Origin of the sequence: Salmonella sp. WC3, from assembly GCF_042932255.1 — a bacterium.
GTDB lineage: Bacteria > Pseudomonadota > Gammaproteobacteria > Enterobacterales > Enterobacteriaceae > Salmonella > Salmonella enterica.
In genome coordinates, this window is sequence record NZ_CP170629.1 from 2,712,756 (window position 1) to 2,726,666 (window position 13,911).

The following is a 13,911-nucleotide window of genomic DNA, read 5'->3' on the forward strand; positions in this document are numbered from 1 at the left end:
ATGTCGGTTAATTAATGTAGAACAATTTGCTTGTGCGCAATGGTGTTGATCTGCGCACGAATCATTTCGCTGATCGGGTCTTCCGGACACTGTTCAACGAAGTAGCTTAAATCAGTCAGCGCAACGTGTTCACACTCAAGCTGCGCGTAGATCAACCCGCGGTCACGGATTTCGTAAGGATCTTCCGGGTTAAATTGCAACAATGCTTCGCTAACGCGTAGCGCCAGCTCCATTTGCCGTTCCTCCATCAGCGAGGATTTCAGCGTATCCAGTAGTTTACGAATCACTTCGGCGTTATCCGCCTCGTCCAAATCTTCGTTAAACAACTCGGCGACCGGACTAATATTGCCTTTTAACCAGACTTCCAGAGTATGTTCATCAAGCGTTTCACCGTTGAATGGGTTAATCAGCCACATTTCCCCTTCCAGCGATTCAATACGCAAAATCAACTGCGTTGGGAAGATAACGGGCACCAACGGCAAATCAAGACGGTTTGCTATCCATAATAAAATAGCGCCCAACGATACCGCGCTCCCCTGGCGTTTTTTCAGGACTTTATCGAGCCATAAAGCATCAGAAAGACGGTAGACGCCGCGGGAATCCGTGAACCCCCACTCGCCGTAAAAAAGTGCCAGCAATTTTTCCAGTTGCTCATCCTGAGACAGGAGCTGGCTAATTTCTTCCTGCGCCAGACTGACCAGACGTTCCAGTTCGTCGTAGACAAACTGCGTGGGAAAATCTAGGCGAATCATCTCTGATGCCAGGATCATGCCATCACACAGCGGCGCATTGTTAAATTCGAAATCAGCTAACGACCTCATGACTTACCCCAGTAACGGTATTTTTGTGGTGGCGAGTTTAATGATGATGTACAGCACCACCAGCGCCAGCGGGAAAGCGATAAAACGCGCCTGCTGGCTGCGCGCCTGACGATAATCAAGCGCAATAAAACCCAAAACGATGTAGATGATAACGCCAAACAGTTTTTCAGTCAGCCATGAGCCCGACTCCGTGAATGGCAGGATGTGCGTTTTAACGATTAACCCAATACCGCTAAGCAGTAACAGGGTATCTATGACGGGAGGCACGATTCGTGTCCAGCGCGCGGCGGCCAACGCATGGCCGCAATAGCGCCACCAGTAACGAGCGACAAACAAACTGACGGAGAGCGCAACACAGATAAGATGAAGCGTGAGCAACATTGCAATTGTCATGGCGTAAAACGTCCGCAGGTCACGCGTTCATTACCACCATAATCACGACACGTTTCTACATCCGAGTAACCAGACCGCCTGAAAACCGCTCTTACCGCTTCGCCCTGCTGCCAACCGTGTTCCAGCAGCAGGAAGCCGCCGGGCGTTAACATCTGGCGGGCGTTATCGATAATATGCGTAAGATCCGCCATACCGTTTTCGTCCGCCACCAACGCCGAGCGCGGTTCAAAGCGTACATCGCCTTCGCTAAGGTGCGGGTCCTGCGCGTCAATGTAGGGCGGATTGCTGACAATCATGTCGAACTGCTGCCCCGATAGCGCGCTGAACCAACAACTTTGCAGTATACGCACATTCCGGATAGCCAAATGTTCCGCGTTGCGTATCGCCAGCGCAACCGCATCAGGCATACGATCGACCGCAGTCACCTCGCAATCCGGTCGCTCGCAGGCCAGCGCCAGCGCAATCGCGCCGGTTCCGGTGCCTAAATCCAGAATACGACAGGTTTTTACCGGCAATCGCGCCAACGCCTGTTCAACCAGACATTCGGTATCCGGGCGCGGGATTAGCGTGGCGGGAGAAACGAAGAGCGGCAGCGACCAGAATTCGCGTAAGCCCGTCAGGTACGCAATAGGTTCGCCCTGTTTACGCCGCTGCAGCAGGTCCGCGAGCTGTTGTTGCTGGACGTCGGTAAGCGGCGTTTCGCCAAAGGCCATGATATACGTCCGCCCCTTGCCCGTAACGTACTCTAGCAGGATCTCGGCGTCGCGCCGGGGGCTGTCGCTGTCCCGGAGCTGGTTTACCGCCTCATGCAGCCAGTGCTGAAAATCCATTATTCCTGCTCGGATAAGGCGGCTAACAGGTCAGCCTGGTGTTCCTGAACAATCGGCTCAATCAGCATATCCAGCTTACCTTCCATCGTTTCATCAAGGCGATATAACGTCAGATTAATACGATGATCGGTCACGCGCCCCTGCGGGAAATTATAGGTCCGGTTACGATCGCTGCGATCGCCGCTGCCAAGCAGGTTGCGGCGCGTTGACGCCTCGGCCTGCTGGCGTTTTGCCGTTTCGGCGGCGTGAATGCGCGCCCCGAGCACCGAGAGCGCTTTCGCTTTGTTTTTATGCTGCGAACGCTCGTCCTGGCATTCCACCACGATGCCGGTCGGCAAGTGGGTAATACGGATAGCGGAGTCGGTGGTGTTAACGTGCTGACCGCCCGCGCCGGAAGAACGAAACGTATCAATGCGCAGATCCGCCGGGTTAATATCCGGCAGCTCGGCTTCCGGCAGCTCCGGCATCACGGCGACGGTACAGGCGGAGGTATGGATACGCCCCTGCGACTCGGTCGCCGGAACACGCTGTACGCGGTGTCCGCCGGACTCAAACTTCAGTCGGCCATACACCCCGTCGCCGCTGATTTTGGCGATGATCTCTTTATAACCGCCATGCTCGCCTTCGCTCATGCTCATGATCTCCACGCGCCAGCGGCGCGCTTCGGCATAACGGCTGTACATGCGGAACAGATCGCCGGCAAACAGCGCGGCTTCGTCGCCGCCAGTGCCGGCGCGAACCTCAAGGAACGCGTTTCGTTCATCGTCCGGATCTTTCGGCAGCAGCAGTACCTGTAACTGTTGCTCCAGTTGTTCGCTTTTTTCTTTCGCTTCGCGCAGTTCTTCCTGCGCCATTTCTCGCATTTCAGGATCGTCGAGCATCATCTGAGCCGTCTCGATATCGTCCTGAACCTGTTGCCAGTCCGTAAAACAGCGAGAAACGTCGCTTAATTGCGCATATTCGCGCGACAATGCGCGAAAGCGGTCCTGGTCGGCGATAATTCCCGCATCGCCCAGCAACGCCTGAACTTCCTCATGGCGTTCGTGCAGGGCTTCCAGTTTGGCAACGATAGAAGGCTTCATAGGCGTAAATTCACCCTGTAAAAAAGTGTGGTGTGTGCTGCTACTCCAGCCCGAGGCTGTCGCGCAGAATATTCAGGCGTTCGTCATCCCCGTCACGGGCAGCCTGTTGAAGTGATTTCGTTGGCGCATGAATCAGGCGGTTGGTCAGTTTCCATGCCAGATCCTGCAAGATGGCTTGCGCATCGCCGCCCTGTTGAAGGGCCGACAGCGCTTTGGTAGTCAGTTCGTCACGAATCTGCTCCGACTGACTACGGTATTCCCGAATGGTCTCGCTGGCCCCCTGGGCGCGTAGCCAGGCCATAAACTCGCTGGCTTCCTGCTCAACAATCGTTTCCGCTTCTACCGCCGCAGCCTGACGCTGCGCCAGATTATGCGAAATGATGCTCTGTAAATCATCGACGCTATAAAGATAAGCGTTCGCCAGTTTGCCGACTTCCGGTTCAACGTCGCGCGGTACGGCAATATCCACCAGCAGCATCGGCTGGTTGCGACGGCTTTTTAATGCGCGCTCCACCATGCCTTTACCGATAATCGGCAGCGGGCTGGCGGTCGAACTGATAATAATATCGGCATCCTGCAAACGGGCGTCGATATCGCTGAGCGAGATAACCTCAGCGCCTACCTCATCCGCCAGGGCTTGCGCGCGCTCGCGGGTTCGGTTGGCGATAATCATCTTTTGTACTTTATGCTCGCGCAGGTGACGCGCCACCAGTTCAATGGTTTCGCCCGCGCCAACTAACAGTACGGTGACCGTCGACAGCGATTCAAAGATTTGGCGGGCGAGCGTACAGGCGGCAAACGCGACGGAGACGGCGCTGGCGCCGATATCGGTTTCAGTCCGCACTCGCTTAGCGACGGAAAAAGACTTCTGAAACATTCGCTCCAGCGCGCTGGCGTTAAGGTGGCCTTTTTGCGAATCCGCAAACGCTTTTTTCACCTGACCGAGGATTTGCGGTTCGCCCAGCACCAGTGAATCCAGACCGCTGGCGACGCGCATCAGGTGGCTGACGGCGTCATTATCCTGATGCCAGTACAGACTGTTGCGCAGATCGTCCTCGTTCAGGTTATGGTAATCGCATAACCAGCGGATCAGCGCTTCTTGCAGGTTATCCTGCTCTTCCACGCTCAGATACAGCTCTGTACGGTTACAGGTTGACAGCACGACCCCGCCCTGCACCATTGGCTGCGCAAGCAGGCTGTCCAGCGCCTGATCAAGCGTGTCCGGCGAAAACGTTACGCGTTCTCGCAGCGATACAGGTGCCGTTTTATGGTTAATACCGAGCGCTAAAAGGGTCATGTCTGCGGGAGTAGTACCAGCGTTGATATGGTTAGTCTGCTTGCATCATACAGGATGCGCGTGGTCAATAAAAGAGAGAGCCCCCTTTTGGAGTAATTGGCAGCGCTCGCTAATTTGATGATTTAAGACAACTTGAAAGTAGACGATGTCACCAGGCGGCGCTAGCATTAAAGGCTATAACTGTAACCGATAGCAAAAATTTGCCGAATCGCGGCGCGAACGTTTTTACAGCCTGCAGGTTCAGTTTTCAGGCCTGATAAGCGTAACGCCATCAGGCAATTATTGCACCGTATCACAAGGATTCGTCATCACTATGACCCTGCCCGATTTTCGCCTGATTCGTCTACTGCCGTTAGCAAGCCTGGTTCTCACCGCCTGTACGCTTCCTGGGCATAAAGGCCCGGGCAAGAGCCCGGATTCCCCTCAGTGGCGCCAGCATCAGCAAGAGGTGCGTCATCTGAATCAATACCAGACGCGCGGCGCCTTTGCTTACATCTCAGATGATCAGAAAGTCTATGCGCGCTTCTTCTGGCAACAGACCGGACAGGATCGCTACCGCCTGCTGCTTACCAACCCGCTGGGCAGCACCGAGCTGGAGCTTAACGCACAGCCGGGCAACGTCCAGTTGGTGGATAACAAAGGCCAGCGTTATACCGCCGATGACGCCGAAGAGATGATCGGCAAACTCACCGGGATGCCGATTCCGTTAAACAGCCTGCGGCAGTGGATCCTCGGTCTGCCTGGCGATGCCACCGACTACAAACTGGACGACCAGTACCGCCTGAGCGAAGTGAACTATCGCCAGGATGGTAAAAACTGGAAAGTGGTTTACGGTGGCTATGACAGCAAAACGCAGCCTGCCATGCCTGCCAATATGGAGCTTTCAGACGGCAGTCAGCGCATTAAGCTGAAAATGGATAACTGGATTGTGAAATGATGACCCATTGGCCTTCTCCGGCAAAATTAAATCTGTTTTTATATATCACCGGACAGCGAGCAGACGGCTACCACACGCTGCAGACGCTGTTTCAGTTTCTGGATTATGGCGACACACTCCACATCGAACCGCGTCACGATGGCGAAATCCATTTATTAACGCCGGTTAACGGCGTTGAAAATGAAGACAATCTGATCGTCCGCGCCGCGCGGCTGTTGATGAAAGTCGCCTCGGAGAATGGACGCCTGCCCACCGGAAGCGGAGCGGATATCAGCATTGAGAAGCGCCTTCCCATGGGCGGCGGTCTGGGCGGCGGCTCGTCTAACGCCGCGACCGTTCTGGTGGCGCTCAATCATCTTTGGCAATGCGGGCTTTCGGTTGATGAACTGGCGGCAATCGGCTTGACGTTGGGGGCGGATGTTCCCGTGTTCGTGCGCGGCCACGCGGCTTTTGCCGAAGGCGTAGGCGAAATATTAACGCCGGTGAATCCGCCGGAAAAATGGTATCTGGTCGCGCACCCTGGCGTAAGCATTCCGACGCCGGTTATCTTTAAAGATCCTCAATTGCCGCGTAATACGCCAAAAAGGTCAATAGATACGTTACTAAAATGTGAATTCAGCAATGATTGCGAGGTTATCGCAAGAAAACGTTTTCGCGAGGTTGATGCGGCGCTTTCCTGGCTGTTAGAATACGCGCCGTCGCGCCTGACTGGGACAGGGGCCTGTGTCTTTGCTGAATTCGATACAGAGTCTTGTGCTCGCCAGGTGCTTGAGCAAGCCCCGGAATGGCTCAATGCTTTTGTGGCGAAGGGTGTCAACCTCTCCCCATTGCATCGAGAGTTACTCTAACGCATTCGGGTTTCAGGAAGATGGCGAAATGACGAATCGCCGGTCATATATGCCGTATTTGACCGGTGTGAGGCATCGATACCAGCGCACATGAAACGTGAATGAAGACGAGTAAGCCGGGCAAGCTGAGCTTCGGTGACAACGTCACCTTGTTCCAGACGTTGCATCGCGCTCTTTAATACACCGCCTGGATAGGATTTTGCCTGGCCCGCACAGTTTTCGGCAGATTCTTTCCACCAATGGACGCATGCCTGAGGTTCTTCTCGTGCCTGATATGAAGCTTTTTGCTGGTAACGCCACCCCGGAACTAGCACAACGTATTGCCAACCGCCTGTACACTTCTCTCGGCGACGCCGCCGTAGGTCGCTTTAGCGACGGCGAAGTCAGCGTACAAATCAACGAAAATGTACGCGGTGGTGATATTTTCATCATCCAGTCCACTTGTACCCCAACCAACGACAACCTGATGGAATTGGTCGTTATGGTTGATGCCCTGCGTCGTGCTTCCGCAGGTCGTATCACCGCCGTTATCCCCTACTTTGGCTATGCACGTCAGGACCGTCGCGTACGTTCCGCCCGTGTGCCGATTACCGCAAAAGTTGTCGCTGACTTCCTGTCCAGCGTCGGCGTTGACCGCGTTCTCACCGTAGATCTGCATGCTGAACAGATCCAGGGCTTCTTTGACGTTCCGGTTGATAACGTGTTCGGTAGCCCAATCCTGCTCGAAGATATGCTGCAACTGAATCTGGATAACCCGATCGTGGTTTCTCCGGATATTGGCGGCGTGGTTCGTGCCCGCGCTATCGCTAAGCTGCTGAACGATACCGATATGGCTATCATTGATAAACGTCGTCCGCGCGCGAACGTTTCTCAGGTGATGCACATCATCGGTGACGTCGCTGGCCGTGACTGCGTGCTGGTTGATGATATGATCGATACCGGCGGTACTCTGTGCAAAGCAGCAGAAGCATTGAAAGAACGTGGCGCTAAACGCGTGTTTGCCTACGCGACGCACCCGATCTTCTCAGGCAATGCGGCAAACAACCTGCGCAACTCCGTCATTGATGAAGTCGTTGTCTGCGACACCATTCCGCTGACCGACGAAATCAAAGCGCTGCCGAACGTGCGTACCTTGACCCTGTCAGGTATGCTGGCCGAAGCGATTCGCCGTATCAGCAACGAAGAATCGATTTCCGCCATGTTCGAGCATTGATCGAACCCGGATCTGAAACCCGCTGCGGCGGGTTTTTTTGTCTGTAACACCCTTTTGTATGACTTATGCCTCCTTCACCTGCCATTTAGTTGACAGATGATGCGCTCATGGATGAAACATTATTGTGAACAAATTATTTTCCTCACATGTGATGCCTTTCCGCGCTCTCATCGATGCTTGCTGGAAAGAAAAATATACCGCCTCCCGGTTCACCCGTGATGTGATAGCCGGGATCACCGTCGGGATTATTGCTATCCCGCTGGCGATGGCGCTGGCAATTGGCAGTGGCGTTGCGCCGCAGTATGGCCTCTATACCTCCGCTGTCGCCGGGATCGTGATCGCGCTAACCGGCGGCTCGCGCTTTAGCGTTTCCGGCCCTACCGCCGCGTTTGTGGTGATTTTGTATCCGGTATCGCAACAGTTTGGTCTGGCGGGCCTACTGGTCGCCACGCTGATGTCGGGCTTCTTCCTGATCCTTTTCGGCCTGGCGAGACTGGGGCGATTGATTGAATATATCCCGGTGTCGGTCACGTTGGGTTTTACCTCAGGGATTGGTATTACCATCGGTACCATGCAGATTAAAGATTTTCTTGGTCTGCAGATGGCCCATGTGCCAGAGCACTATTTGCAGAAAGTCGGCGCGCTGTTTATGGCGTTGCCCACCGTCAATATTGGCGATGCCGCCATTGGCGTGGTAACGCTGGGAACGTTGATTTTCTGGCCGCGTCTCGGTATTCGTCTGCCAGGACATCTTCCCGCGCTGCTGGCTGGTTGCGCCGTGATGGGGATCGTTAATCTGCTGGGCGGCAATGTGGCGACTATCGGCTCACAGTTCCATTATGTTCTGGCTGACGGCACTCAGGGCAACGGCATCCCGCAGCTCCTGCCGCAACTGATGCTGCCGTGGAGTCTTCCTGGCTCCGATTTCACGCTAAGCTGGGATTCACTGCGCGCGCTGCTGCCAGCGGCCTTCTCGATGGCAATGCTGGGGGCAATCGAATCATTGCTCTGCGCCGTCGTGCTGGACGGCATGACCGGCACCAAACATAAAGCTAACAGCGAACTTATCGGCCAGGGACTGGGGAATATGGTCGCGCCGTTCTTTGGCGGCATCACCGCCACCGCCGCGATTGCCCGCTCTGCCGCCAACGTCCGCGCTGGCGCGACCTCTCCCATCTCGGCGGTAATTCACGCTATCCTGGTCATTCTGGCGCTACTGGTCTTGGCCCCGCTACTCTCCTGGCTGCCGCTTTCCGCGATGGCGGCGCTACTGCTGATGGTGGCATGGAATATGAGTGAAGCCCATAAAGTGGTGGATCTGTTACGCCATGCGCCGAAAGACGACATCATCGTTATGCTGCTGTGCATGTCATTAACGGTTCTGTTTGATATGGTCATCGCCATCAGCGTGGGGATTGTCCTTGCTTCCCTGCTGTTTATGCGCCGTATTGCGCGAATGACTCGACTTGCGCCGGTCAATGTCGATGTGCCTGATGATGTACTGGTGCTGCGTGTTATCGGTCCGCTCTTTTTCGCCGCGGCGGAAGGGCTGTTTACTGACCTTGAGTCACGTATTAAGGGCAAACGTATCGTCGTTCTGAAATGGGACGCAGTACCAGTGCTGGATGCAGGCGGGCTTGATGCTTTTCAGCGTTTTGTGAAGCGTCTGCCGGAGGGTTGCGAATTGCGTATCAGTAATCTGGAGTTCCAACCGCTGCGCACAATGGCGCGTGCCGGTATCAAACCTATTCCTGGGCGTCTGACCTTCTTCCCGAACAGGACGGAGGCGTTAGCGGATTTACTCAGTTAATGGACAATGCCCGGTGGCGATAACGCTTACCGGGCCTGAACCGGTTAGCTATGACGACGATTGTCGTTACGGCGGCAACGTTTGTCATAGTGACGTACCCACCAATATTTGTCGCTCACCTGCTCATGCCCCCCTACACGAGCCCCCGCCAGCCAAAGAACTGCACCGACAAAAATGCTCAGTATTGCGCCATGCGCAAAAAATTGCGGCAAATTAAACTGCGGCAGTTGGTTTAAAATAGAGTAACCCACGCCGACAACCATCACGACCAGCCCCAACCCCATCAGCACGTTACCGAATAACGAAGCGTTTTTGCGTTTCATATGTCACCTCCGGAACTTTTGGGTTGTTTTTAGGAAATCCCCCTAAACTTTATGTGTAAAGTATAGACAACACTTTCGTTTGTAAGTGCGGGTGCGATCACAAATGTAAAGTTTCATTTAACAAAACTTTACAAATAACACACTGAACAGTTTACATTTTTAATAATCAATGCTGGCAATTATTTAATTTACTCCAGAGTGTCGCTGTGTTTTGTCAAGCGGGCAGACAGACAGTAAACTACGCGCCAGTTATGGATCTACTCAGGACAAAAAACGTGGCAATTAAATTGATTGTTGGTCTGGCGAATCCCGGTGCGGAATATGCCGCGACGCGACACAATGCAGGCGCATGGTACGTCGATTTACTGGCGGAGCGCCTGCGCGCGCCGTTGCGTGAAGAGCCTAAATTCTTTGGCTATACCTCACGCATCACGCTGGAAGGGGAAGATGTTCGCCTGCTGGTACCCACCACGTTCATGAACCTCAGTGGTAAAGCAGTTGGCGCAATGGCCAGTTTTTACCGTATTCAGCCGGACGAAATTCTGGTCGCTCACGACGAGCTGGATCTCCCTCCGGGCGTGGCGAAATTTAAACTTGGCGGCGGCCACGGCGGCCACAATGGTCTGAAAGACATCATCAGCAAGCTGGGCAATAATCCCAACTTTCACCGCTTACGCGTTGGAATTGGTCATCCAGGCGATAAAAATAAAGTTGTTGGTTTCGTGCTGGGTAAACCCCCTGTTTCTGAACAAAAATTAATTGATGAGGCCATTGACGAAGCGGCGCGCTGTACGGAATTGTGGTTCAAAGAGGGTCTGGCCAAAGCAACAAGCCGTTTGCATACCTTTAAGGCGCAATAACCAGTGATGTGCGGCATTTTTGCCGCACGCCGTGTATAATAGGCGAAGTTATTTCCATTTCTGCAATCTGTTTTCTATAACAGGTTGATTATTAAGATATTAAGGTGAGTTAAATCATGGGATTCAAATGCGGTATCGTCGGTCTGCCCAACGTCGGGAAATCCACCCTGTTCAACGCGCTGACAAAAGCCGGTATTGAAGCGGCAAACTTTCCGTTCTGCACTATCGAACCGAATACCGGTGTCGTGCCGATGCCCGATCCGCGTCTGGACCAGTTGGCTGAGATTGTTAAACCGCAACGCATTCTACCAACTACGATGGAGTTCGTGGATATCGCCGGTCTGGTAAAAGGCGCGTCCAAAGGCGAAGGGTTGGGTAACCAGTTCCTGACCAATATCCGTGAAACTGAAGCTATCGGTCACGTGGTTCGCTGCTTTGAGAACGACAATATCATCCATGTGGCGGGTAAAGTAAACCCGGCAGAAGATATTGATGTTATCAATACCGAACTGGCGCTGGCTGACCTCGATACCTGCGAGCACGCTATCCATCGCGTACAGAAGAAAGCCAAAGGCGGCGATAAAGACGCCAAAGCGGAACTGGCCGCGCTGGAAAAATGCCTGCCGCACCTGGCCGAAGCGGGGATGCTGCGTTCGCTGGACCTGACGGACGAAGATAAAGCGGCTATCCGTTATTTAAGCTTCCTGACGCTGAAGCCGACAATGTATATCGCTAACGTCAATGAAGACGGTTTTGAAAATAACCCGTATCTGGACCAGGTTCGCGAAATCGCCGCGAAAGAAGGTTCGGTCGTGGTTCCAGTGTGTGCCGCCGTCGAAGCTGATATTGCTGAGCTGGATGATGACGAGCGCGACGAATTTATGGCTGAACTGGGTCTGGAAGAGCCGGGGCTGAACCGCGTTATTCGCGCAGGTTATCGCCTGCTGAACCTCCAGACCTACTTTACCGCCGGGGTGAAAGAAGTTCGCGCATGGACCATTCCGGTTGGCGCAACCGCGCCGCAGGCAGCAGGTAAAATCCATACCGACTTCGAAAAAGGCTTTATCCGCGCCCAAACTATCGCCTTTGACGACTTTATTACCTATAAAGGTGAACAAGGCGCGAAAGAAGCCGGTAAGATGCGAGCGGAAGGCAAAGATTACATCGTTAAAGATGGCGATATAATGAACTTCCTGTTCAACGTCTAAATAACATTTGTTGTCTTATGAGGTTTCATTGAATCTCAGAACAACGGTAAAACTCTATAAAATCCACGCCATTGCGTGGATTTTCATTTCACAATGTCTCAACTCATCTCGTAACAATGCTGTCAAAAATGAGTACAACATTCTTCCATCTTCATTTTAAGTAAATACAAGAACGGTATAATAAATAAACAAGGCCCCGTTATGCTCACCGATACGCAATGCCGCACTGCCAGGGCCATAGTGTGAATGTTGTTTCGTCTAAGGTTTTGACTCTATACCAGCGAAAAGCTTTTTAGAAAGGTATAGATACCGTATGGCCTGTTTGGGTTAACTCATATCACAGTATCGTACATAGCCTCAGATCTAGTTCAGGTGTTCCCCCCTACACTCACCACCGGGGCTCTTAGGGCAACTGCATGAACTACAAAATTATAATCATTTTGCAATTCTGAAACTAATTATAATTTGCGATTGCACTGCCATTAATTTAATACGTATAATGAATGAATAAAAAATCATTAAAATCGTAGACTGTAATACTCCAGAATCGCGTGAAGGAATTCATATTAAAATATTGAGATGATTTTTTAACAAAGAATCAACCCTGTTTGCTCTGTGACTATAGAGAAATACCGAAAGTTTTATTTTAGATCAAATCCAACCGGCTGGACGCACCATCATCAATTTTAGATTGACATTCATTAATAATAGTAGAATAGTGACCATAGAAATTTCGGTAGATATACAGGATGATGCCGTGGATAGTTTTATTTCTAATTTAATCATTTTCTTATTTATTGCCTTTTTGATAACGTTTTTTATATTCACACAAAGAATAAAAGCTAAAGCAATAGATAAAATTGACAATAGTTTGACGCTTTACAGCATTATCTTTAACAAGGGCGTTCAGGACCATGTCACATCTCCTCAGAATATCATATCACATTTAAAAATCGATCGTTTTTACCCGTTGGTCACTTACCTCCCTGCAATCCCACTCTTTTTTCTTATTTTATATTGCCAGGAAGGCTTGTCATTAGCAATATTAACAATTTCCATCATAGCATTACTTTCATTTGCTGCATTGAGTCTTACAATGTCACTTGATATATATGAAAATGCTATTGTTCATAATACTTTGCTAAGGAAAAGAGTCTTTTTATTTAGCCAACTTGACTCTATTGATGAAAAAATAGACTATGACGGTGTTCCAAACACAAAAGAAGAAGCGCTAATGTATCCAAGATATTATGCCATAGTAAAAAATGGGCGAGTCATCTTTTGCATACCGAAAACACTTAGCAATTACTCCAGTTTCAAAAAAAATTTCAATGAATCGTCTATGTTTATAAAAGAAATAATAGGCAACGAATATTAACCAGATAATTAACCCATTATTTATCAGGAAGGTATAAAATGTTTCAGAATTCAGGCGAAGTGATTATGTACTTCGGTTGTTTTTTATTTTCCTTACCATTTATCCTTGTTTTAATTAGAAAAGTACTTTTTTTGTGGGGCTACCATATAATTTCCTTCATAGCCACAAAGCAGGTGTCTCTTTTGGATTGCTACTTATATATGGACTTATCATCGCATACATAGGGCAGTCGTATAAAGACAGGATCTGCAATGATGTGATGCTTTCTTATTATGATGTTCAATCAGAGGAAGAGCCGTTTCATCAAGAATACGTTCCCCATATCTGCCTTGCGAGCATCGAGCATTATTATGCTCATCCAACCCATATATGACTGGCCTTGCCCCATAATTAAACATTTGCTCTTTAGGTAAAACGATTGCATATAAACCGATTTTTTCATTTCGTTCTAATCGGCGAACACCAGTCTCTAAATAAGCTGCAATCGGCATATCTGTAAAGCATACCACCGGGGAGTCACCATATACGGTTCGTTGCCCATTTCGGTATGACCAGGACGAGAAAATTTTATGACTGCGTAAAGATAATCGAAGTAAATATTTAGCATCAATGAAACATGCGTGGTGCTGATTATTAAAACCACAGTGCTCAGGCAAATAAATATGGCTACCGGTCTCTAAATTAACGTCCCGAAAAAAATGAATCAAATAATCGGATAAGTCAAATCTGATGTTATTTTTCATGGGACGCCCTCTTTCAAACAGTCTCTTTTTTGCATTCCTTTAAAACCAGCATCACTATTTTATATAAAAATCATCACGAAGTATGCTTCTTTTAACGATGACCTCAAATCCTCCCCCCTTTTGCATCAACTTACGCATCCCTGAAATGGCGAGAACAGGCTAAATCTA

The 13,911-nt window shown here is 50.9% G+C and carries 13 protein-coding genes and 2 pseudogenes; 8 read left to right on the forward strand and 7 right to left on the reverse strand.

The features are described 5' to 3' along the window. Positions 1-11: 11 nt before the first annotated feature. Genes sirB1 through hemA form a run of 5 tightly spaced genes read right to left on the reverse strand, consistent with a single transcriptional unit; the run spans position 12 to position 4,423 of the window. Positions 12-821, reverse strand: a complete 810-nt coding sequence (gene sirB1 / locus ACFK9X_RS13120) for an invasion regulator SirB1 (RefSeq protein ID WP_001257065.1) — start codon at positions 819-821, stop codon at positions 12-14. 3 nt (positions 822-824) lie between these two features. Beyond that, a complete protein-coding gene (sirB2, locus tag ACFK9X_RS13125; RefSeq protein ID WP_000150667.1) occupies positions 825-1,214 on the reverse strand; it encodes an invasion regulator SirB2 in 390 nt (129 codons plus the stop codon). Next, the gene (prmC, locus tag ACFK9X_RS13130; RefSeq protein ID WP_000347310.1) at positions 1,211-2,044 is read right to left on the reverse strand and encodes a peptide chain release factor N(5)-glutamine methyltransferase; all 834 of its coding nucleotides are present in this window, start codon (positions 2,042-2,044) and stop codon (positions 1,211-1,213) included. The genes sirB2 and prmC overlap by 4 nt, the downstream gene beginning before the upstream one ends. Then, positions 2,044-3,126 (reverse strand): peptide chain release factor 1, encoded by a 1,083-nt coding sequence (gene prfA, locus ACFK9X_RS13135; protein ID WP_000804703.1) that lies wholly within the window; start codon positions 3,124-3,126, stop codon positions 2,044-2,046. Before prfA ends, prmC begins: the two co-directional genes overlap by 1 nt. 40 nt (positions 3,127-3,166) lie before the next feature. Continuing rightward, positions 3,167-4,423, reverse strand: a complete 1,257-nt coding sequence (hemA, locus tag ACFK9X_RS13140) for a glutamyl-tRNA reductase (protein WP_000173208.1) — start codon at positions 4,421-4,423, stop codon at positions 3,167-3,169. Positions 4,424-4,736: 313 nt separating this feature from the next. Between hemA and lolB the strand changes: the two genes are divergently transcribed. The 4 genes from lolB to dauA all read left to right on the forward strand — a co-directional run bounded on the left by lolB (position 4,737) and on the right by dauA (position 9,231). Next, positions 4,737-5,360 carry a lipoprotein insertase outer membrane protein LolB gene (gene lolB, locus ACFK9X_RS13145; protein WP_000174484.1) on the forward strand — a complete coding sequence of 208 codons (624 nt, stop codon included), beginning with the start codon at positions 4,737-4,739 and terminating at the stop codon, positions 5,358-5,360. Then, on the forward strand, positions 5,357-6,208 hold the full coding sequence (ispE, locus tag ACFK9X_RS13150) for a 4-(cytidine 5'-diphospho)-2-C-methyl-D-erythritol kinase (protein ID WP_151116683.1): 852 nt from the start codon (positions 5,357-5,359) through the stop codon (positions 6,206-6,208). Before lolB ends, ispE begins: the two co-directional genes overlap by 4 nt. A gap of 265 nt (positions 6,209-6,473) precedes the next feature. Next, positions 6,474-7,421, forward strand: a complete 948-nt coding sequence (gene prs / locus ACFK9X_RS13155; protein WP_151116685.1) for a ribose-phosphate diphosphokinase — start codon at positions 6,474-6,476, stop codon at positions 7,419-7,421. Positions 7,422-7,545: 124 nt separating this feature from the next. Further along, positions 7,546-9,231 (forward strand): C4-dicarboxylic acid transporter DauA, encoded by a 1,686-nt coding sequence (gene dauA / locus ACFK9X_RS13160; RefSeq protein ID WP_001037181.1) that lies wholly within the window; start codon positions 7,546-7,548, stop codon positions 9,229-9,231. 44 nt (positions 9,232-9,275) lie between these two features. Here dauA and ychH read toward each other — a convergent pair whose 3' ends face one another. Then, complete coding sequence (gene ychH / locus ACFK9X_RS13165) at positions 9,276-9,554, reverse strand: stress-induced protein YchH (RefSeq protein ID WP_000823878.1); 279 nt, start codon at positions 9,552-9,554, stop codon at positions 9,276-9,278. Positions 9,555-9,829: 275 nt separating this feature from the next. Here ychH and pth point away from each other — a divergent pair, with 275 nt between their 5' ends. From pth to ACFK9X_RS13185, 4 genes and pseudogenes are all read left to right on the forward strand, one after another. After that, positions 9,830-10,414: an aminoacyl-tRNA hydrolase gene (gene pth, locus ACFK9X_RS13170; protein ID WP_000985595.1), complete on the forward strand. Its 585-nt coding sequence runs from the start codon at positions 9,830-9,832 to the stop codon at positions 10,412-10,414. Positions 10,415-10,530: 116 nt separating this feature from the next. Then, complete coding sequence (ychF, locus tag ACFK9X_RS13175; protein ID WP_151116687.1) at positions 10,531-11,622, forward strand: redox-regulated ATPase YchF; 1,092 nt, start codon at positions 10,531-10,533, stop codon at positions 11,620-11,622. 757 nt (positions 11,623-12,379) lie between these two features. Continuing rightward, positions 12,380-13,000 carry a hypothetical protein gene (locus tag ACFK9X_RS13180; protein WP_176452585.1) on the forward strand — a complete coding sequence of 207 codons (621 nt, stop codon included), beginning with the start codon at positions 12,380-12,382 and terminating at the stop codon, positions 12,998-13,000. A 38-nt stretch (positions 13,001-13,038) separates the two neighbouring features. Next, positions 13,039-13,277, forward strand: a pseudogene (locus tag ACFK9X_RS13185) (hypothetical protein); the annotation flags it as partial. Here ACFK9X_RS13185 and ACFK9X_RS13190 read toward each other — a convergent pair. Then, positions 13,273-13,743: pseudogene (locus ACFK9X_RS13190) on the reverse strand (cytoplasmic protein); the annotation flags it as partial. The pseudogenes ACFK9X_RS13185 and ACFK9X_RS13190 overlap by 5 nt on opposite strands. Positions 13,744-13,911: the final 168 nt, after the last annotated feature.